This is a genomic window from Mycolicibacterium wolinskyi (genome assembly GCF_002101965.1).
Classification (GTDB): domain Bacteria; phylum Actinomycetota; class Actinomycetes; order Mycobacteriales; family Mycobacteriaceae; genus Mycobacterium; species Mycobacterium wolinskyi.
The window spans coordinates 1-19,677 of the sequence record NZ_LQQA01000031.1 but is presented as its reverse complement, the minus strand read 5'-3'; the positions used below and the strand labels follow the sequence as shown (position 1 = coordinate 19,677).

General features: G+C 67.0%; 18 protein-coding genes. 12 read left to right on the top strand and 6 right to left on the bottom strand.

The window, feature by feature from the left end:
• Positions 1-1,221, bottom strand: coding sequence for a menaquinone reductase MenJ (gene menJ / locus AWC31_RS27570; protein WP_067859052.1), 1,221 nt, complete (start codon positions 1,219-1,221; stop codon positions 1-3).
• A 21-nt stretch (positions 1,222-1,242) separates the two neighbouring features.
• Between menJ and grcC1 the strand changes: the two genes are divergently transcribed.
• The 3 genes from grcC1 to AWC31_RS27555 all read left to right on the top strand — a co-directional run bounded on the left by grcC1 (position 1,243) and on the right by AWC31_RS27555 (position 4,048).
• Positions 1,243-2,250 (top strand): nonaprenyl/(2E,6E)-farnesyl/geranylgeranyl diphosphat synthase, encoded by a 1,008-nt coding sequence (gene grcC1, locus AWC31_RS27565; RefSeq protein ID WP_207626444.1) that lies wholly within the window; start codon positions 1,243-1,245, stop codon positions 2,248-2,250.
• 72 nt (positions 2,251-2,322) lie between these two features.
• On the top strand, positions 2,323-3,192 hold the full coding sequence (gene htpX, locus AWC31_RS27560; protein WP_067859046.1) for a zinc metalloprotease HtpX: 870 nt from the start codon (positions 2,323-2,325) through the stop codon (positions 3,190-3,192).
• Between the two features lie 205 nt (positions 3,193-3,397).
• Positions 3,398-4,048, top strand: a complete 651-nt coding sequence (locus AWC31_RS27555; RefSeq protein WP_085147411.1) for a DUF1326 domain-containing protein — start codon at positions 3,398-3,400, stop codon at positions 4,046-4,048.
• Between the two features lie 95 nt (positions 4,049-4,143).
• Here the strand turns inward: AWC31_RS27555 and AWC31_RS27550 are convergent, their stop codons facing one another.
• On the bottom strand, positions 4,144-6,330 hold the full coding sequence (locus tag AWC31_RS27550) for a SulP family inorganic anion transporter (protein ID WP_085147409.1): 2,187 nt from the start codon (positions 6,328-6,330) through the stop codon (positions 4,144-4,146).
• 480 nt (positions 6,331-6,810) lie between these two features.
• Here AWC31_RS27550 and AWC31_RS27545 point away from each other — a divergent pair, with 480 nt between their 5' ends.
• The 4 genes from AWC31_RS27545 to AWC31_RS27530 all read left to right on the top strand — a co-directional run bounded on the left by AWC31_RS27545 (position 6,811) and on the right by AWC31_RS27530 (position 10,096).
• Positions 6,811-7,593 carry a response regulator transcription factor gene (locus AWC31_RS27545; RefSeq protein WP_085147407.1) on the top strand — a complete coding sequence of 261 codons (783 nt, stop codon included), beginning with the start codon at positions 6,811-6,813 and terminating at the stop codon, positions 7,591-7,593.
• The gene (locus AWC31_RS27540) at positions 7,590-9,083 is read left to right on the top strand and encodes a sensor histidine kinase (RefSeq protein ID WP_085147405.1); all 1,494 of its coding nucleotides are present in this window, start codon (positions 7,590-7,592) and stop codon (positions 9,081-9,083) included. The genes AWC31_RS27545 and AWC31_RS27540 overlap by 4 nt, the downstream gene beginning before the upstream one ends.
• A gap of 129 nt (positions 9,084-9,212) precedes the next feature.
• On the top strand, positions 9,213-9,512 hold the full coding sequence (locus AWC31_RS27535; protein ID WP_067859028.1) for a hypothetical protein: 300 nt from the start codon (positions 9,213-9,215) through the stop codon (positions 9,510-9,512).
• Between the two features lie 62 nt (positions 9,513-9,574).
• The gene (locus AWC31_RS27530; protein WP_067859025.1) at positions 9,575-10,096 is read left to right on the top strand and encodes a hypothetical protein; all 522 of its coding nucleotides are present in this window, start codon (positions 9,575-9,577) and stop codon (positions 10,094-10,096) included.
• A gap of 1 nt (position 10,097) precedes the next feature.
• Here AWC31_RS27530 and AWC31_RS27525 read toward each other — a convergent pair whose 3' ends face one another.
• Both AWC31_RS27525 and AWC31_RS27520 read right to left on the bottom strand, forming a co-directional pair.
• Positions 10,098-11,531: an APC family permease gene (locus AWC31_RS27525; RefSeq protein ID WP_085147403.1), complete on the bottom strand. Its 1,434-nt coding sequence runs from the start codon at positions 11,529-11,531 to the stop codon at positions 10,098-10,100.
• A gap of 18 nt (positions 11,532-11,549) precedes the next feature.
• Positions 11,550-12,695, bottom strand: coding sequence for a Zn-dependent alcohol dehydrogenase (locus AWC31_RS27520; RefSeq protein WP_085147401.1), 1,146 nt, complete (start codon positions 12,693-12,695; stop codon positions 11,550-11,552).
• A 118-nt stretch (positions 12,696-12,813) separates the two neighbouring features.
• On the opposite strand from AWC31_RS27520, the gene AWC31_RS27515 reads away from it, so the two are divergent.
• Complete coding sequence (locus AWC31_RS27515; RefSeq protein ID WP_234817018.1) at positions 12,814-13,407, top strand: helix-turn-helix domain-containing protein; 594 nt, start codon at positions 12,814-12,816, stop codon at positions 13,405-13,407.
• A 3-nt stretch (positions 13,408-13,410) separates the two neighbouring features.
• Here AWC31_RS27515 and AWC31_RS27510 read toward each other — a convergent pair whose 3' ends face one another.
• Both AWC31_RS27510 and AWC31_RS27505 read right to left on the bottom strand, forming a co-directional pair.
• Positions 13,411-14,436 carry an NAD(P)H-dependent glycerol-3-phosphate dehydrogenase gene (locus tag AWC31_RS27510; RefSeq protein WP_085147397.1) on the bottom strand — a complete coding sequence of 342 codons (1,026 nt, stop codon included), beginning with the start codon at positions 14,434-14,436 and terminating at the stop codon, positions 13,411-13,413.
• A 54-nt stretch (positions 14,437-14,490) separates the two neighbouring features.
• Positions 14,491-15,711 (bottom strand): MFS transporter, encoded by a 1,221-nt coding sequence (locus tag AWC31_RS27505; protein WP_085147783.1) that lies wholly within the window; start codon positions 15,709-15,711, stop codon positions 14,491-14,493.
• A 99-nt stretch (positions 15,712-15,810) separates the two neighbouring features.
• Here AWC31_RS27505 and AWC31_RS27500 point away from each other — a divergent pair, with 99 nt between their 5' ends.
• The 4 genes from AWC31_RS27500 to AWC31_RS27485 all read left to right on the top strand — a co-directional run.
• Positions 15,811-16,146, top strand: coding sequence for an ArsR/SmtB family transcription factor (locus tag AWC31_RS27500; protein WP_067859009.1), 336 nt, complete (start codon positions 15,811-15,813; stop codon positions 16,144-16,146).
• Between the two features lie 413 nt (positions 16,147-16,559).
• Entirely contained in the window at positions 16,560-17,429 is an 870-nt protein-coding gene (locus AWC31_RS27495; protein WP_085147395.1) for an MlaE family ABC transporter permease, read from the top strand.
• A gap of 1 nt (position 17,430) precedes the next feature.
• The gene (locus AWC31_RS27490) at positions 17,431-18,288 is read left to right on the top strand and encodes an ABC transporter permease (RefSeq protein ID WP_085147393.1); all 858 of its coding nucleotides are present in this window, start codon (positions 17,431-17,433) and stop codon (positions 18,286-18,288) included.
• Between the two features lie 9 nt (positions 18,289-18,297).
• Positions 18,298-19,677, top strand: a 1,380-nt coding sequence (locus tag AWC31_RS27485; RefSeq protein WP_110775302.1) for an MlaD family protein, incomplete at its 3' end; no start/stop codon positions are given.

Below are 19,677 nucleotides of genomic sequence, written 5' to 3'. Positions count from 1 at the left end.
TCAGCTGAACGGCTTGCGCTGATCCAGCCGTCGCGACGCGAGGCCGGCGGTCCGCCACACTCGGGCGATCGCGTCGGCGTCTTCGTCGGTCACCAGATTGCCCATCACCCGCACGGCGATCCGCATCAACGTCGTCGACCGCATGGCAACCGGCCCCGTCAATGGCAGGAACCGCGGCAGGGTGAGGAGAAGCGCCAATCGCCGCGCCACCGAGAACCCGCGTGCGTAGTGCTCGGTCAGCAGGGCGGGCCACGCGCGCGACAGATCTCCGGAGCCCAGAAGTTCGGCGGCCAGCCGCCCGGTCTCCAGCCCGTAGTCGATGCCCTCGCCGTTGAGCGGGTTGACGCATGCCGCGGCATCGCCGATGAGCATCCAGTTCGGCCCGGCCACTCCGGACACCGCGCCACCCATCGGCAGCAGCGCCGACAGCCCAGCCCGCGGCTCACCGGTGAAACCCCACTCCTCGCGGCGCAGGCCGGCGTAGTAGGACATCAGGGGGCGAAGTGCCGCGTCGGCAGGCCGTTTCGAGGTCGCCAGCGCGCCGACGCCGATGTTCACCTCGCCGTTGCCGAGCGGGAAGATCCAGCCGTAGCCCGGCAGCACCTTGCCCTCGGGGGAGCGCAGTTCGAGGTGCGACGTGATCCACGGTTCGTTCGCGCGCGGCGTGGCGATGTAGCCGCGGATGGCCACGCCGTAGACGGTTTCCTTGTGCCACGCTCGGCCGAGGACGCGGCCGAGCGTCGAGCGGGCCCCGTCTGCCACGATCAACTCGGTGCAGCTCACCGAGCTGCCGTCGTCGAGCAACACGGTGTCCACGCGCCCTTGTGAATCGTGCTGTACCCCAACTGCTTTGACGCCGAGAAGCATCTTTGCGCCGTCGTCGGCGGCAACCGAGCGGATCCGGTCGTCAAGCTCGGTGCGCGGCACCGCGCTCCCGGTCGACGGGAACGACGGGCCCGGCCACGGCACTTCGACGTCCGCGCCGAAACCCGACATCCGCAGACCGCGGTGCCGGATGCGGGTGTCGAGCCACGGCCCCATCCCGAGCCGTTCGAGCTCGGCGACCGCGCGCGGCGTCAACCCGTCACCGCACGCCTTGTCGCGGGGGAATTGCGCGGCGTCGATCACAAGCACGTCGCGGCCGGCGCGCGCCGCCCACGCGGCGGCTGCCGAACCCGCTGGTCCGGCTCCTACGACGACCACATCCGCATTGGTGCTCACGCTTCCCAGTATGTTGGCAGGGTGAGGACACCAGCGACCGTGGTGGCAGGCGTTGACTTCGGCGATGCGGCATTCGCCGCCGATGTCCGCGACGGTGTGGCCCGGATCGAAGACATGATGTCGGAAGAACTGGGCAAAGCCGACGAGTTGATGGCCGAAGCCGTCCAGCATCTGTTCCAGGCCGGTGGCAAACGGTTCCGCCCGTTGTTCACGGTGCTGTCCGCGCAGCTCGGGCCGCAGCCCGATGCCTGGCAGGTCACGGTGGCCGGCTCGGTGATCGAGCTCGTGCATCTCGCGACGCTTTACCACGACGACGTGATGGACGAGGCGCAGGTGCGCCGCGGCGCCCCGAGCGCCAACGCCCGGTGGGGCAACAACATCGCGATCCTCGCCGGCGACTATCTGTTCGCGACCGCGTCGCGGCTCGTGTCGCGGCTCGGCCCGGACGCCGTGCGTGTGATTGCTGACACATTCGCGCAATTGGTCACCGGCCAGATGCGCGAGACGCGGGGCGCGGCCGACCACGTCGACTCGATCGACCACTACCTCAAGGTGGTCTACGAGAAGACGGCCTGCCTGATCGCGGCGTCGGGCCGCTTCGGCGCGACGTTCTCGGGCTCCGACGATGAGCAGATCGAGCGGCTGAGCCGGCTCGGCGGCATCGTCGGCACGGCGTTCCAGATCTCCGACGACATCATCGACATCGACAGCGACCCCGACGAGTCGGGCAAGGTTCCGGGCACTGACCTGCGGGAAGGCGTGCACACGCTGCCGGTGCTGTACGCGCTTCGGGAGACCGGGCCGGAGGCCGACCGGCTGCGCGAACTGCTGGCCGGGCCGGTTGAGCGCGACGAGGACGTGGCCGAGGCGCTGAGCCTGTTGCGCGGGTCGCCGGGCATGGCGCGGGCCAAGGAGACCGTCGCCTCCTACGCGGCCCAGGCGCGCGAGGAACTGGCCAACTTGCCCGAGGGGCCGGGTCGCCACGCACTCGCGTCCCTGGTGGACTACACGGTCAACCGCCACGGCTGATGCGGAACCCAGGAGGGTTGCTGAGCGTTGAATCGGCGTCAACTTTCCTAGTTTGTAAAGCGAGGAACTCCGATGACCTGGAATCCGCACGCGAACAGGCTCAAGACATTCCTGCTCCTGGTGGGCATGTCGGCGCTGATTGTGTTCATCGGTGCGCTGTTCCAGAGCCGCGCGATCCTTGGCCTGGCGGTGCTGTTCGCCGTCGGCATGAACGTCTACGTCTACTTCAACAGCGACAAGCTGGCGCTGCGGGCCATGCACGCCCAGCCGATCACCGAAGTCCAGGCGCCCGAGATCTATCGGATCGTCCGCGAGTTGGCCACCACCGCGCATCAGCCGATGCCACGCCTCTACATCTCCGACACCGCCAACCCCAATGCGTTCGCCACCGGCCGCAATCCGCGCAACGCCGCGGTGTGCTGTACGACCGGCATCCTGCAACTCCTCAACGAGCGCGAACTGCGTGCGGTGCTGGGCCATGAGCTTTCCCACGTCTACAACCGCGACATCCTCATCTCGTGTGTGGCAGGCGCGATGGCGTCGGTGATCACGGCCCTCGCCAACATGGCGATGTTCGCGAGCATGTTCGGCGGCAACCGCGAGGGCGGCAATCCTCTTGCGATGCTGCTGGTTTCGTTCCTCGGCCCGATCGCGGCCACGGTCGTCAAGCTCGCGGTGTCACGGTCGCGCGAATACCAGGCCGACCAGTCCGGTGCCGAGCTGACCGGCGACCCGCTCGCGCTTGCCTCGGCACTGCGCAAGATCTCCGGTGGGGTAGAGGCCGCGCCGCTGCCGCCACAGCCCCAGCTCGCCGACCAGGCGCATCTGATGATTGCGAGCCCGTTCCGCGCCGGCGAGCGCATCGGCAAGCTGTTCTCGACCCACCCGCCGATCGCCGACCGCATCCGCCGCCTCGAGGACATGGCGGGCCGCGGCCTCTAACCTCTCTTGCTTCTTTGCACCGCGAGCGACCGTGTTTGTACGCCGACACACCGTGATCTGCGTACCTACGCGGTCGCTCGTGCCGTTCCAGCGCCCTCGATGCCCCCGATAGATACCCCCTGGGGGTACTTGTGCCCATCGCCGGACCCGTGTAGCGTCGCTTTCGTCAGATACCCCCTAGGGGTATATACGAGAGGAGCGAGCGATGACGGTGACGACCACGACGGACTGGTCTCTGCGGGGCGAATGGTTCGATGTGTGCAGCTGCAAGTTGCCTTGCCCATGCAGCTTTGCCCAGGAGCCCACGCATGGCGACTGCCTGTTCACGCTCGTCTGGAAGATCCACGAGGGCCACTACGGCGCAACGGATCTCAGCGATCTCGGCGTGGTCGCGATCGGCGAGTTCAAGGGCAACATGTGGGTCGGCGACCCGGACGCCACGATGTCGCTGATGTTCTACATCGACGACAAGGCTGATACGGACCAGCGCCATGCGCTCGAGCAGATCTTCACCGGGTATGAGGGTGGCTGGCCCGGCGAGTTCGGCAGTCTCATCGGTGAATTGCGGGGCATCGAGTATGCCCCCATCACATTCGATGCGGCTGAGGACCTGGCGTATTGGCGAGCCGAGATCCCGGGCAAGGTCGATGTTCGCGTGGAGGCCCTGACCGGGCCGACGGCTGATCCGAACAAGCGGGTGACGACGGTCAACGCTCCGGGCGCCGAGGTGGGCCCGGGTCAGGTGGCCACGTGGGGCGTGGTCAAGAAGGACGAGGCTGTCGGTTTCGACTTCTCGCATGAGTATCGCGGCGGGTCGAGCAAGCACTTCCCGTTCGACTGGCGTCCGGAGTCCTGACGGCACTGCGCGAGCGACCGGGTTTGTACGCGATTCACGGAGTGTCGCTGTACAAACACGGTCGCTCGCGGTGCAAGGGGACCCGAGCGGACCCGCTACGCGGCGTCGGCCAGGGTTTCGACGTAGGTCGGGGTCACCCGCAGGACGCCCGCGCTGGGGATGTCGTAGAACAGCCCGATCACGTTGACCCCTTGGGCCAGTGGGTGTTCGCGCAGGGTCTGCACCTGGACCGCGATGTTGACCATCGACAACTGGTCCACCAACCCGAACCCGGCTGCCGCAGCCGACCGAGCGACCGGGTGCCGCCCGTCATCGAAGGCCTCCAGCGTCGGATTGCCCTCGGCCAGCCAGGTTTTCAGATACTCGTCACTCGTACCGCGAGGTTGCATGTTGCCCAACAGTGCATTCATCGCTCCGCAGCTGGAGTGCCCACAGACCACGATAGAGCTGACATGAAGCCGGTCGACCGCGAACGCGATCGCGGCCTCCATGGAAGCGTCGGTCTGGCCGGCCGGGATCATGTTGCCGACGTTGCGGACGGTGAACAGGTCGCCGGGGCCGCTGCTGGTGATGACGTTGGGCACGATGCGCGAATCGGTGCACGTGATGAACAACGTCTCCGGCCGCTGGGCGTGCTCGAGCTCCTTCATGTGCGGACGCAGTACCGGCGCGGTGCGGCGATGGTAGGTCGCCAGCCCGTCCAGCACCGACGTCGAGTTCTCCTGCTGCTGCCACGAGCTCCACGGCACCACACCGGACCGCTTGTCGAACGGCGTGAATGCCCGGATCGGCGGTCCCGCAACAGCACTGGCCATCTCGACCGCGCCGACGTCATGGATGTCGACCGTGCCGCCGGTGGCCACGTGCTGGCGCTGCCATTCGTCGATCGCCTGGTGTGCGGCGTGGTCGATGAAGTCCACGCACAGCTCGACGGTGACGTTGGCGCCCGTGGGCACGGTGGCCAGCGCGCTGGTCAGCTTGGGCAGCGACAGGAACGTGCACGAGCCTTCGACGACGACGCGCCAGGTGTTCTCGCTGACGGGCTCGGCGTGAATCTTGGCCCGCACCACGCGCCACACGGTCAGCGCGATCGCCAGGGCAAGCCCGATCAGCACACCCTCCAGCAGGTTGAGGAACACGACGCCAAGGACCGTCACCACGTACACCACCAAATCGCCGGTACGCCGGGCGGTTTCGATGTGCGCGCGCTTGACCAGTTCGCAGCCGATGACGATCAGCAGGCCGGCCAGGGCCGCGGTCGGGATCAACTGGGCCAGCCCGGCGAACGGCAACGCGAATACCAGGACCCAGACGCCGTGCATGATCGCCGACGCCCGGGTGCGGGCACCCGCGGCGACGTTGGACGAGCTGCGCACGATGACGCCGGTGACGGGCAGGCCGCCGACCGCGCCGGAGATCATGTTGGCCGTACCCTGGCCGAGCATCTCGCGGTCGAAGTTCGTTCGCGGTCCGGTATGCATGCGGTCGACGGCCACCGCGCACAGCAGGCTTTCGACGCTTGCGATGAGCGCCACGGTCAGCACACCCGCGGCGAACGCGCCCCAGTTGCCGTCGGGCAGGCTCGGCAGCGCGATGGCGTCGATCAGCGACCCGTCGAGCTGGATGCGGGGCACGTTCTGGATGGAGCTGAACGGCAACAGCACGCTCAGCGCCGTCACGCCGACGATGGCGACCAGCGGGCCGGGGACCTTGCGTACCGCCGCGGGCATCCGTTTCCAGCCCACCAGAATGGCGATGACCAGCACGCCGAGGAACAGCCCCGGACCGTGCGCGGACATCAGCTGACCGGGCAGCTCGGTGACGTTCGCCCACGCCGAGCTGTTGGAGCTACCGCCCAGCAGGACGTGCACCTGCTGCAGCGCGATGGTGATGCCGATGCCGGCCAGCATCGCGTGCACGACGACGGGCGAGATCGCCAGCGCGGCACGCGCCACCCGGCTGAGGCCGAACAGCACCTGCAGCACGCCCGCACACACGGTGATCGCGCACGTGACGGCCCAGCCGAACTGCGACACCAGTCCCGCGACGACGACGGTCAACCCGGCGGCGGGTCCACTGACCTGAAGCGGGGACCCGCCCAGCGCGCCCGCGACGATGCCGCCGACGATCGCGGCGATGATGCCGGCGAGCACCGGTGCGCCTGAAGCGACCGCGATGCCCAGCGACAGCGGGAGCGCGACCAGGAACACCACGAGCGAGGCGGGCAGGTCGTACCGCAACACCGCCTCGGCTCTGTCTCTTAATGGAATCGTTTGCTGCATCTCGTGCTCCCGTCCGGGGTGGGGTGGGCATCCGGGCAGGCGTCGTCGCGGGCCCGGTCAGTGTGCTGACACCGTTGTCACTGATACGTGGTTGAAAGACGTTGCACGACAGCGCGACACAAGTCGACTTATGGTCCGCTGCGGTAAAACAACATCCAATTGCTGTGGGCGAGAGTATTTATCGATTTCTGAACCCGTCAAGGAAGCGTGGCGGACACATAGAGAACCCAAATCTTCGCGCCTACCCCGTAGGGTGCGAATTAGGGTGCTGTGCAGGCAAAACATCCCACGCGGAAATACCGGTGGTTACCAAGAATTAACGGATACGTATGAAAAGCTCTGTATCGCAACAAATCTGGGTTGGCTCACGTAGTGATCTTGAAGGTGATCCACGTCATAATCGTTTGTATTCAACGGGTTTACCTGAGAACTCGATATGAACTTCGTGACAGGTAACTATGCGCTCCGCACAATGGGATCATGACGATGATGTCGGTATCCCCGCGTTCTCAGCAACCGCGGCAGGCCATCCTCGGCCAGTTGCCGCGGATCCATCGCGCCGATGGTTCGCCGATTCGGGTGTTGCTGGTGGACGATGAGCCGGCACTGACCAATCTGGTCAAGATGGCGCTGCACTACGAGGGCTGGACCGTCGACGTCGCGCACAACGGACACGACGCGGTGACCAAGTTCGATGAGACCGAGCCCGATGTGGTGGTGCTCGACATCATGTTGCCCGATATCGACGGCCTGCAGATTCTGCAACGAGTGCGTGAGGCCGACGGCTACACGCCCACGCTGTTTCTCACCGCGCGCGATTCGGTGCTGGACCGCGTGTCCGGTCTGACGGCCGGCGCCGACGACTACATGACCAAGCCGTTCAGCCTCGAGGAGCTCGTGGCCCGGCTGCGCGGTCTGCTGCGCAGGTCGAGCCACACCACGCCGCCCGCCGACGAGGTGCTCAAGGTCGGGGACATGGTGCTCGACGGGGCCAGCCGCGAGGTGACGCGCGCTGGTGAGCCCATCGGGTTGACCGTCACAGAGTTCGAGCTGCTGCGCTTTCTCATGCGCAACCCCAGGCGGGCGCTGAGCCGTGCCGAGATCCTCGACCGGGTGTGGAATTACGGCTTCGGCGGCAAGTCGAGCATCGTCGACCTCTACATCTCCTATCTGCGCAAGAAAGTGGACGCCGGCCGCGAGCCGATGATCCACACCGTGCGCGGCGTGGGCTATACGTTGCGCCCCGCCGACACGGTGCAATGACAGGCCCTCGATGGTGGCCGCGCTCGCTGCGCAGGCAACTCGTGCTCGGGGTGACGTCGATCGTGTCGGTGGTGCTGCTGTCCGTCGGCGTGCTGTCGGTCTACAGCCTGCACACCTACGTCTCGACGATGAGCGACACCGAGGTGTCGCGGTCGCTGGCCGCGTTCAGTCACTCCTACGACAAGCTCCGCGAAAAAGAGGAAAAGCACCAGATCACCAAGGATGAGGAAGCGCTCACCGCGTTCGTCGGCCAGGCGCCGGGCAACCTGATCGCGGTGCTGCACGACGGCGAGGTCGTGCAATCGGCGATGTTCTCCGACGGCGAGCCGCACCCCGCGCCCGATTCCGTCGTCAAGGCGCTCGACGCACAGTCGTGGGATCAGCACGAGCCGCGCACGATCAAGCTCCCGGTGCTGGGTTCCTACCGGGTGTGCAGCCAGCCCGCCGGCGACGGGGATGTGCTGGTCTCGGGCGTTTCCCTGGACAGCGCAAACCTGATGATCGCCCGCAAGACGGTGACGGTTGCCGTGATCATCATCGTCGCGCTCATCGTGACGGCGGTCGCGACCATCGCGGTGGTGCGCTTCGCGTTGCGGCCGTTGCGCCGGGTGGCGGCCACCGCGGCCAAGGTGGCGACGCTGCGGCTCGACGGTGACGATCACCGGATCACGGCTCGGGTGCGCGACAAGGACACCGATCCGGACAACGAGGTCGGCATCGTGGGCGAGACGCTGAACCAACTGCTCGCGAACGTCGACAGCGCGCTCGCCGAACTCGCCGCCTCGGACCGGCGCACCCGGCAGTTCCTCACCGACGCCAGCCATGAGTTGCGCACGCCGTTGGCCGCGATCCAGGGATACGCCGAACTCACCCGGCAGGACAGCGCGAACCTTCCGCCGACCACCGAATACGCGCTCGCCCGCATCGAAGCGGAAGCGCGGCGGATGACGGTGCTCGTCAGCGACCTGCTGCTGTTGTCGCGGCTCGGCGAGGGTCAGGACTTGGAGACCGACGACGTCGACCTCAGCGATCTGATCGTCGACGTCGTCAACGACGCCGCGGTGTCGGCGCCGACGCACACGTGGGTGGCGCGGCTGCCCGACGAGCCGGTCTGGGTCCGCGGGGACCACATCCGCCTGCATCAGGTCGTGAGCAACCTGCTGACGAACGCCAGGATGCACACGCCGCCCGGTGTGACGGTCACCATCACGCTCGCCGTCGATGGTGAATACGCCGAATTGACCGTCGCCGATGACGGGCCGGGCATCGACGCCGAATTGTTGCCGAACCTGTTCGGGCGTTTTGTGCGGGCCGATAAATCGCGCTCGCGTGAATTGGGGAGCACCGGCCTGGGGCTCGCGATCGTCGCGTCGATTGTTCAAGCTCACAAAGGCAGCGTGACTGTGGCCTCGGACGCGGACGAGACGGTGTTTACCGTGCGTATACCCATGTCAGTGCGGGTTTCGACGCCGCAGGTGCCGGCTCTGTGAATTCTTTGAATTCGGCCTGAATTCGATTGCCACATAACCGTATGTGTTCGATATGAATTGATGGAATTGCCTGAATTATCCGCCTAGGCTGAAAGCAAGTTCAGTCGAATAAGAAAGGCAATTCGCAACATGAGAAAAACGGTTATCGCGACGCTCACCGCCGGCCTGGCGCTCACCGGACTGGCACTCGCCGGCCCGGCCGCCGCCGCACCGACAGGTCAGACCTCGGCGCAGCAGACCATCAAGGATCTGCAAGCCGAGGGCTACCGCGTCATCCAGACGAAGGTCGGCAGCGGCTCGATCGACAACTGCACCGTCAGCGCGGTCCGTCCGGGCCGCGACATCACCGAGTTGCGGGCGGCCCCGCGCGGCAACACCGAGGAAGTGGTCCGCTACACCACGGTCTACGTCGATCTGAAGTGCGGCTGAGCGTCCCGTAATTGACGCCAGAGCGGTTGGCCCCGCTGTTGGGGCCGGGTTAGGGTTACCGCGTGCGGAGCAGAATGCTGATCGGCCTGGTAAGCGCCGCGGGGGCGGCTTTCATGAGCGTTCCCGGAGTCGCGGCGGCAGAGCCGGCGCCGCCACCCCCGCCGGTAGTGCCGAACGTCAACGCGTTCGCACCGGTGAAGACGTCGGAATACGCGGTCATGGACAACAACTGGTACGCCTTCGCCACACCTGAGGGCGTCACGTGCGTCCTGCAGCGCTCCGGTGGTTACGGCTGCAGCGGACCGATTCCCGCCGCCCCCAACGGGGCCAACCTGGTGAGCGGCGGGCCGGGTGTTCCCGGCTTCGCCAGCTCCCCGGCCCCGGTGTTCGCCGCGGCCGGGGCGGCCAAGCCGCTGCCGCCGAACAGTCGCATCAGCTACCAGACCGTGAGCTGCGGGACCGACGGCGTGATGACCGCGTGCATCGACGGGCGCAACCAGGCCGGGTTTGTGATCAGCCCGGCCGGCAGCTTCGTCATCGGTGAACAACCGTCGGATTTCAAGCCCACCTTCCAGATCGGCTAACTCAGCCGATCCCTTCCAGCGTCTCCACCTCACTGGTCCCGATCCTCGAGATCACGTGCGGTGAACGGCGACTCAGGATCAGGTACCACGCGAGCGCGACGGCCACCGTCGCGATGAACAGCCACGGGATGACGTTGAGCGGGTAGGCCGGGACCGGATAGACGTTGGCGTAGAACACATATGCCATCGATGCGATGGCCACCACGGCGGCAGGCCACACCAGCGGAACGCGAGCGTCGATGCTGCGCAGGAACTTCACCGCGGCCAGGGCCGCGGCGGCGTACGCCACCATGTAGCCGTACGTGCCGTAGGTGTCCACCCAGGTGACGACGTTCATCGGGTCGACGCCGTTGAGGTACATCACGATCGACACGGCGATGACGAACGGGCTGACCGTGAGCAGCGCGCGGTGCGGGGTCAGGTGCGTGGGGTGGGTGCGGCCGATCGCCGACGGCACCACGCCTTCCTTTCCCATCACGTACAGGATGCGCCCGATGACGTTCATGGGTGCGACGACGACGGCGAAAAACGATGCGGCGATACCGAAGTTGAGGATCGGGTTGAACCACGTCGGCATACCGACCAGCGTCGCGATGTCGTCGAGAGGCTGCGCGGATTCGCCGAGCGCGGGCCCGAGCGCGGCGACCTGCGTGTAGGCGGCGAAGATGTAGAGCACGCCGACGCCGGCCGCACTCCACATGATCGCGCGCGGCACCGCACGGTAGGGATCCTTGGCCTCGCGGGCCAGGGCGTCCGAGCTCGAGAAGCCGACGAACCCGAGGATCGCCAGCACCATGCCGACCGCGATGCCCGACGGCTGGGCGCCGGTCAGGTCGAACTGGTCGGCGTCGAACGCGTCAGACCCCAGATGGACCAGTGTCACGACGAGCAGCAGCGCGATGATGAAGATCGAAATCAGTTCCAGCACAAGCGAAACGCGTGCCGACAGGCGGATGCCGCGAATGGTGAACAGCGTCGCGAGGGCACCGAGGACGATGGCCAGCACGATCTGGGCGACGAGTCCCTGCACCGGAATGCCGAGCTGGTTGAGCAGCGTTGCGGTGTAGGCCACCGAGCCGCTGAGCGATCCGGCCGCGATACCGAAGCAGCCGATCAGCAGGCTCACCCCGGTCAGGTAAGCCCCGAACGGGCCCAAAGTCGTTGCGGCATAGCTGTAGAGCGATCCGGCCGAGGACCGCCGTTTGGCGAACTGCGATATGCAGTAGCCGACCGACAGGATCACGACCGTCGCGAGTGCGAACGAGATCCAGGTGCCATTGCTCGCGGTCGTGTAGATGGCGGCGGCGGTGAACGCGATGACAGCACTCGGGGCGATGTTGGCGATGGCCTGCGCGGCGAGTTCGCCGCCGCCCATCACGCCGCGCCGCAGCCCGGCGTCACCGGCCGCGGTGCCGGTCTGAAGGTCTTCGGACACTGAGTCTCTCGATTCTGATCAGGCGGAGGGGATGAGGAGTTGGCGCAGCGCGTGTCCGGCGGCGAGGTCGTCGAGCGCGGCCGCGGCTTCGTCGAGCGGCCTGCGCCCGGAGATCATCGAGGCGAGGTCGAGGTTGCCCGCCATGACCTCGTCGACGAGCGCGGGGATGTCACGCTCGGGCACGGCGGATCCGTAGTTGGAGCCGAGGATTCGCTGATCGCCTTCGGCAAGCGCGAGCGGGTCGAAGGTCGCGCGCTCGCCTGCCGGGGGCAGGCCGACGATGACCGCAGCACCGCCGAGGCCCAGTGCGGCGATGGCCTGCTCGGTGGTGACGATCTTGCCGATCGCGTCGAACACATAGTCGAAGCCGTCGGCGACGACATCGCGCAACGCGGCCACGACATCGTCGGTCGCGGATGCGTCCACCACGTCGGTGGCGCCGAGTTTGCGGGCCAGGTCAAGCTTTTCGGCCACGACGTCGACCGCGACGATGCGTTCCGCGCCGGCCAGCCGCGCGCCCTGGACGCACGCCAGGCCGACGCCACCGCAGCCGATCACCGCTACGGTCGAACCGGGCTGGACGCCTGCGGTGTTGCGGACCGCACCAACGCCGGTCGCGATCGCGCAGCCGACGATGGCGATGTCCTCGAGCGGTGCGTCCTTGCGGACCTTGATCGCGCCGCTGCGCGGGACGACCACCTGTTCGGCATACGACGAGACGCCGAGGTAGTGGTGGATCGGGCCGCGCTCGTTGGACAGCCGCGTGGTGCCGTCGTAGAGCGTGCCACCCGCCGCGACGACCGAGGCGACCAGCGAACACTGCGCCGGCCGGCCGGCCTTACATGCCCGGCACTCGCCACAACCGGGAACCCAGCTCAGCACCACATGGTCGCCGGGCTCGAGGTCGTCGACGCCCGCGCCCACCGCGGTGACCACACCGGAGCCCTCGTGCCCGAGCACGACCGGTGCCGGGACGTCCCAGGCGCGGGTGGTGACGTGCAGGTCGGAGTGGCATACGCCCGCGGCGGCGACCTTGACGCGGACCTCGCCCGGGCCGGGCGCGGCGAGGTCGACCGTCTCGACCGTGATGGTGCCGTCGCCGTCGAAGACGGCGGCCCGGATCTGTGTCGTGTCCTGCGATTGGTCGGTTTGAGGTGCGGACACCGCCGTGCCTTTCTTTAATCGGGGGGCATGACCGCGTGTAGGGTTCAATGCCATAAAACGCTGCGACGTGTTTTACACCACTAAACGAATGGCCGTCAACACACGGGGGAGGACTGCTGTGCCGGACAGCGCAGAGACGGGGATGGGCCGTGCCGGGGCCCGGCTGCGCGAGTTCCGCCGCGAGCGCGGGCTGAGCCTGACGGAGGTGGCCGTGCGGGCCGAGGTGACGAAAGGTTTCCTGAGCCTCGCCGAGCGCGGCATGACCAATGTGTCGGTTCCGGTGCTGATGCGGATCTGCGACGCGTTGGAGATCGGGATCGGTGACCTGTTCGAGTACCCGTCCGCGCCGGTCGTGCGCAGTGGAGCCGGCGCACCGCTCGAGATGGGCGGGGTCGACGTACGCGAGGAGCTGCTGACCCCGAAAGCCGAGCGGCACGTGCAGGTGATGCACACCGTGATGCGCCCGGGCGGCGGTTCGGGCGGGGCCTATCGACTCGACGCCGCAACGGTTTTCGTCTACGTGCTGCGGGGCCGGCTCAGCATCGCCGTCGACGGCGAGAACACCGTCCTAGACACCGGCGACTGCCTCACGTTCGACGCGACGCGGCTGCACGACTGGCACAATCCGACCGACGGCGAGGCCGAAGTGCTGTGGACGATCGCCCCGCCCGTCGGTGCCGAGGACTTCCGCGCCGCCGTGCGTGGCGACTGAGTTTCAGAATCCCGAGCTGTGCACCTCGTGGCCGGTCTTCTCGGCCATGAGACCGCGGTAGGCCTCCTCGACGGTCGAGCCGTGGTTGATCACCGCGTCGACTTCGCGGGCGATCGGCATGTTGAGACCGAACTTGTCGGCGAACTCCATGATCACGCTCGCGGCCTTGACGCCCTCGGCGACCTGGTTCATCGAGGCGATGATTTCGTCGATCTTCTTGCCCGCGCCGAGTTGCTCGCCGACGTGGCGGTTGCGGCTGCGCTGGCTGGTGCAGGTGACGATGAGATCGCCCATGCCGGCCAGGCCGGCGAACGTGTCGCGGTGCCCGCCTGCCGCCTCGCCCATCTTGGCCATCTCGCGGACCGCCCGCGCCATCACCATGGCACGCGTGTTCTCGCCGATACCCAGTGAGTAGCCCATGCCGACTGCGATGGCATAGACGTTCTTCAACGCCCCGGCCATCTCGACACCGGTCACGTCATCGGTGGTGTATGTGCGAAAACGCTTGGTGCGGAACAACTCCGCGAGCTTGGCCGCCAAGTGCTGGTCGGGCATGGCGAGCACGGCCGCGGCGGCATAGCCCTCGGCGACCTCGCGCGCGATGTTCGGCCCGGCCAGGATGCCCGCCGGGTGACCCGGCAGCACCTCGTCGACGATCTCGCTCATCCGCATGTTGGTGCCCTGTTCCAACCCCTTGACCAGCGACACCACCGGCACCCACGGGCGGAGTTCGCGCGCCAGCTCCATGAGGACACCGCGGAAACCGTGCGACGGCACACCCATCACGATCACGTCGGCACAGTTCGCGGCCTCCGAGAAGTCATTGGTGGCCTTGAGGTTGTCCGGCAGCGCCACCTCGTCGCCCAGATACCGGGAATTGCGGTGATTGTCGTTGATGTCCTTTGCGGTCTCCGCCGACCGCACCCACTGCAGCGTCGGGCCGCGCCGCGCGCAGATCGAGGCCACGGTGGTGCCCCAGGAGCCGCCACCGAGGACGACGACGTTCGGTTCGCGTTGCGCTGGTGCCATGGCGATCAGCGTATTGCCGGGATGCGGCCCTTGACCGCAAGTTGCTGAACTGTCTCAGCCGCGTTTGGCGGCGCGGATCGAGCGCGCGCCGATCGCGGCCGCGGTGAGGCAGGCCAGCGCGACCGCCGCGGCGAACCAGGGAAAGACCGTCGCGAGGTTCCACCGCGTGGCGGCCCAGCCCGCGAGCAGCGTGGGAACGGCCATCGCGGTGTAGGCCAGCACGTAGAACGCCGACATCGTCTCGCCGCGTTGGTCGGCGGGGACGACGTGTGAGAGGTGGCGCAACGACCCGCCGAACCCGAGCCCGAAAGTTGCGCCGAGCAGCGCCGCGGCCACGAACACCAGCGGCCAGGAGTGGGTCAGCAGCACCGGGACTGTCAGCAGGAGCGTGATCGCCATACCGACGTCGCCCAGGATCGCGGCGCGGTGGGCCGGGATGCGCGTTGCGGCGAGCTGGACCAGCGCCGCGGAGAACGCAGTCACCCCGACCACGCCTCCGCCGAACAACAGGTTGTCGATGTGAGTCTGGTGCGCGGCCAGCGAAGGATAGAGCGACAGCAGTACCCCGAGCACCGACCACGACGCCATCGCGCCGAGTGCGGCGAACCAGAAGTCGGACCGGATCTCTTGGGACACCGCGGGTTTGGAGATCCGGATCGGCCCCGACGACCGGGTGGTGTGCGTTTCCCGCAGCGCGATCACGCCGACGCCGACGATGACGCAGACGACAGCCACCACGGCGTACGGTGTGCGCAACGGATGCGGGGCGTACTGCGCCAGCATGGCCGAGCCGACGATCGCGACCGTCATCCCGATGTTGAACGCGACACCGCTGAGCTGGCCGGAGCGCACCCCGAGGTGCGGCCGCAGGTCGAGGAGCGCAGCCGCGGCGACCACCACGATCGAGCCGACGGCGGCGCCGTGGATGGTCCTGGCGACCAGCAGCAGTGCCATGGTGTCGGCCACCAGGAACACTCCGAGTCCCACGATCATCGCGACGAGCGCGAAGAGCAGCACCGGCTTGCGGCCGATGACGTCGGAGATCCGGCCCGACACCAGAACGGCCGCCAGGGCCGCGATGGCGTAGACCGCGAACACGATCGTGGTGGCCAGTGGCGTCAGGTGCCAGGCCGTCTCGTAGATGCCGTACAGCGGTGCGGGCACACCCGATACCCCGAGTGCGACGCCGCTGAGGACAAGCAGCAGCGGGTAGGCCCAGCGCTGCGTGCGCTGTTCTTTCAGACCGAGCGCGCCATCCACCGCGACGGGCGTCATCGTCACTCCTCTTGGGGTAGGTTTGATGATGATCGAACTTCACCGAGCGTACGCCGGGTTCGATCGTCATCAAACTTATTTACCGGTGATGGAGGGCACATGGGAGAGGCGTCAGTAGCCGGGGCGGTCCGCCGCCCTGTCGCGTCGATCCACCAGGTGCTGTGCGCGCTGCAGGATCCCGTGCGACTGGAGATGGTGCGCCGCCTCCACAACGCCGGCGGTCCGGTGAGGTGCGCGGCCCTCTACGACGGCATCAACAAATCGACGGCCACCCACCACTTCAACATCCTGCGCGACGCCGGACTCATCGAGCGCGAGCCTGCCGATGGGCACACGCACCAGCGGCTGCGGACCGAGGATGTCGATGCCGCGATCCCGGGTCTGCTGGATTCGATTGTCGGGCAAGCCAATCGGGAAGCCGGCCAGGCCGGCTGAGTCGCCCCGGCATTTTTCTCGCATTTTCGCGCGTTTCCCCTACGCCAGTAAAGTTAACGTGCATACTGAGCACGAGGCTTGGGTAGGCGCACCGGGAAGTTCGGTGCGCCTCTCGTCGCTGCGCGCCCGGCCCGTGCTGATTCGTGTGCCCATTCGTTCGAATATGTTGACTTATCCCGGTTTCCACGCGATCTCAGCCGCAGCGGCTGAGCCGCTGCGGCGATGCCACTGACGGCTGGCGTGGTCCTTTCTTGCCGGAATCGCCCGGGTTCGACGAACTAAGTGAATGAGAATTCCGCAAAACGTTGACGACGGCACAGCGGCGGCTATACCGTGCCAACCACTGCGAGTTAAGGCTCTGCGGGCGTCGGGAGGGATTCAACTGTGCCTACTCAATCTCGTAAAGAGAGAGGATGACCGCGTCGTCTGAGCGCGTGTCTGACGAGGTCGGGCGGGATCGCGGGCTCGACGCCATCGAAGACTGGACCACCGGCTACGTCAGGCGCCATCCGATCGCGTCGCTCACCACGGTCGGCGACCAGTTCGTCCTCGGAGTGCGCACCCTGCAGTACTTGTTCACCGACCTGTACACCGGCCGGTTCCAGTGGCAGGAGTTCATCCGGCAGGGCGCCTTCATGGCGGGCACGGCCGTGCTGCCGACGATCCTGGTGGCGCTGCCGATCGGGGTGACACTGTCGATCCAGTTCGCACTGTTGGCCGGGCAGGTCGGCGCCACATCGCTCGCCGGCGCCGCCAGCGGTCTTGCCGTCATCCGGCAGGCCGCGTCGCTCACGGCCGCGATCCTGATGGCCGCCGCGGTCGGATCGGCGATCACCGCCGACCTGGGTTCGCGCACGATGCGCGAGGAAACCGACGCGATGGAGGTCATGGGTGTCTCCGTGGTGCGGCGTCTCGTGGTGCCGCGGTTCGCGGCGGCCGTCATGGTCGGCGTCGCACTCACCGGCGTGGTGTGCTTCGTCGGGTTCCTGGCCAGTTACCTCTTCAACGTCTACTTCCAGAACGGTGCGCCCGGCAGCTTCGTCGCCACCTTCTCGTCGTTCGCGACCACCGAGGACATGATCGTTGCCTTGATCAAAGCGGTGATCTTCGGCGCGATCGTCGCCGTGGTGTCGTGCCAGAAGGGGCTGTCCACCGTCGGCGGGCCGACGGGTGTCGCGAACTCGGTCAACGCGGCCGTCGTCGAATCGATTCTGGTGCTGATGGTCGTCAACGTCGCGATCAGCCAGCTCTATATCATGCTTTTCCCGCGAGTGGGGCTGTGACATGACGGCATCGACGTTCGTGCCGCCACTGCTGGCGCCGCTGGTCCGGCTCTACCGGAGCACCTCGACGCCGGTCATCCGGCTCGGGCACATGCTGGTGTTCTTCGTCCAGGCCGTCGTGGCCGTCCCGATCGCGCTGCGCCATTACCGCAAAGAGTTCGTCCGGCTGCTGTCCGATATCACTTGGGGCAACGGTTCTCTCGTCGTCGGCGGCGGCACCGCGGGGGTGGCGATCGTGCTCGGCGTCACCGTCGGCGCGCTCGTCGGCATCGAGGGGTACAACTTCTTGGACCTGCTCGGGCTCGGGCCTGCCACCGGCATCATCTCCTCACTGGTGAACACCCGCGAGCTGGCGCCGATCGCGGCGTCACTGGCGTTCGCGACGCAGGCGGGCTGCCGGTTCACCGCGCAGCTGGGCTCGATGCGCATCGCCGAGGAGATCGATGCGTTGAACGCCTTGGCAATTCGGCCGATTCCGTATCTGGTGACGACGCGGTTGGTGGCCTCGGTGGTCGCGATCGTGCCGCTCTACGTCGCGTGCCTGGCGGTGAGTTACCTGACGAGCCAGCTCGTGGTCTTCGCGATCAGCGGCGGTTCGACCGGTTCATATCTGCACTACTTCACGATGATGTTGTCCGGTCAGGACATCCTCTACTCGTTGCTCAAGGCGATCGTCTTCGTGTGGATCGCGTCGACGATCCAGTGTTACTACGGCTTTTACGCGAGCGGCGGCCCGGTCGGGGTCGGCGTGGCGGCCGGCCACGCCATGAGGGCGAGCATCACCGTCGTGATCATGGTCAACATGCTGCTCACCATGGCCCTGTGGAGCGTCGATTCCGGGGCGAGGTTCGGGGGGTGAACAACCACATTGCCGAATTCCATTGAGCTGGACGGCCGCGGGCCGTCAGACCGCCAACTGCTGGGCTGCGGGGTGGCGCTGCTGGCGGTTGCGTCGATCGTGACGGCGCTGCTGTTGGTCAAGTCGACCGGCCGGCTCGACCCCTACGTCAGAGTGGTGGCCAACCTCGTCAACGTCGGCGACGGGCTGCCCCAGCGATCGGACGTGAAGTACCACGGCGTGCTGGTCGGCATGGTTCAGGAGGTGACCCCGGCCGCGCACGGCAACCCCAACTACGTGCACATCGACCTGAATCCCCAGTACGCCAAGTCCATTCCGGCCACGGTGACCGCGCGCGTCGTGCCCAGCAATGTGTTTGCGGTGTCGTCGGTGCAGCTGGTCGATAAGGGGCCCGGCCCCGCCATCCAGGCCGGTGCGCACATCCCGGAGGACACCGAATTGCCGACGGTGTTGTTCCAGACAACCATCAGCAAGCTGCGTGACATCTTGGCCGCGACCGGGCGCGGCCGCGAGGACAAGACGGTCGGCATTCTGGCCGCCGTCAACGCGGCCACCGAGGATCGTCGTACCGAACTCCTCGCCAGCGGCGCCCAGTTGAACCGGCTCATCGACGAAACCAACGCGATCGTGGCGGCTGAAGCGGACGAGACGACGGTCTCGGCGCTCATCGATGCCACCCGTGGATTGCAGGCCACCGCACCGGAACTGCTCGACTCGCTGCATCAAGCGGTGGAACCGATGCGTGTGCTGGTCGAGCAACGTTCGCAACTCGACACCTTGATCAGCGGCGGCATGCACACCATGAACGCCACGCATACCGCGCTCAACAACCACACCGACCGGATGGTCAACATCACCTCCGAGTTGACCCCGGTGCTCGGCAACCTGGCGCAGACCTCACGGCACTGGGTGCCTGCCTTCGTCAAGCTGAATCAGCTGTCGGACAAGTTCTTCGGCGAGGTGTGGATGCATGACCGCGACACCGGCAACATGCGAGTGAATCTGTCGTTCACGCCCAGCTACACCTATACCCGCGCCGACTGTCCGCAATACGGGGAGCTGAAGGGTCCGAGTTGCTACACCGCGCCGCTGGTGGGAACCCGACCGGCCCTGCCCGACGTGCTGCTACCGCAGAACTATCAGCCGCCGAAGGATCTGGCCCCACCGCCGGGCACGGTGCTGGGGGAGAACGGCAACCTCATCGCCGTCGGTCCGCCGCTGATCAATCCGAATCCGAGCCTGGCGGATCCCAATCCGCCACTGCCGCCGGGGATGACGCCGCAGCCGCCGGTGCCAGGGACCGCGAACCCGGCGCTGATACCGACCCCGCCGCCCCCGGTGAACCAGTCCCCGATCGCGCCCGTCGCGCCCAATCCGTGGAACCCGCCC

Excerpts from the sequence above, each read along its gene's own strand:
- htpX (WP_067859046.1), top strand. The coding sequence starts at position 2,323 with ATGACCTGGAATCCGCACGCGAACAGGCTCAAGACATTCCTGCTCCTG.
- AWC31_RS27555 (WP_085147411.1), top strand. The coding sequence starts at position 3,398 with ATGACGGTGACGACCACGACGGACTGGTCTCTGCGGGGCGAATGGTTC.
- AWC31_RS27550 (WP_085147409.1), bottom strand. The coding sequence starts at position 6,330 with ATGCAGCAAACGATTCCATTAAGAGACAGAGCCGAGGCGGTGTTGCGG.
- AWC31_RS27545 (WP_085147407.1), top strand. The coding sequence starts at position 6,811 with ATGACGATGATGTCGGTATCCCCGCGTTCTCAGCAACCGCGGCAGGCC.
- AWC31_RS27540 (WP_085147405.1), top strand. The coding sequence starts at position 7,590 with ATGACAGGCCCTCGATGGTGGCCGCGCTCGCTGCGCAGGCAACTCGTG.
- AWC31_RS27535 (WP_067859028.1), top strand. The coding sequence starts at position 9,213 with ATGAGAAAAACGGTTATCGCGACGCTCACCGCCGGCCTGGCGCTCACC.
- AWC31_RS27510 (WP_085147397.1), bottom strand. The coding sequence starts at position 14,436 with ATGGCACCAGCGCAACGCGAACCGAACGTCGTCGTCCTCGGTGGCGGC.
- AWC31_RS27505 (WP_085147783.1), bottom strand. The coding sequence starts at position 15,711 with ATGACGCCCGTCGCGGTGGATGGCGCGCTCGGTCTGAAAGAACAGCGC.
- AWC31_RS27500 (WP_067859009.1), top strand. The coding sequence starts at position 15,811 with ATGGGAGAGGCGTCAGTAGCCGGGGCGGTCCGCCGCCCTGTCGCGTCG.
- AWC31_RS27495 (WP_085147395.1), top strand. The coding sequence starts at position 16,560 with ATGACCGCGTCGTCTGAGCGCGTGTCTGACGAGGTCGGGCGGGATCGC.
- AWC31_RS27490 (WP_085147393.1), top strand. The coding sequence starts at position 17,431 with ATGACGGCATCGACGTTCGTGCCGCCACTGCTGGCGCCGCTGGTCCGG.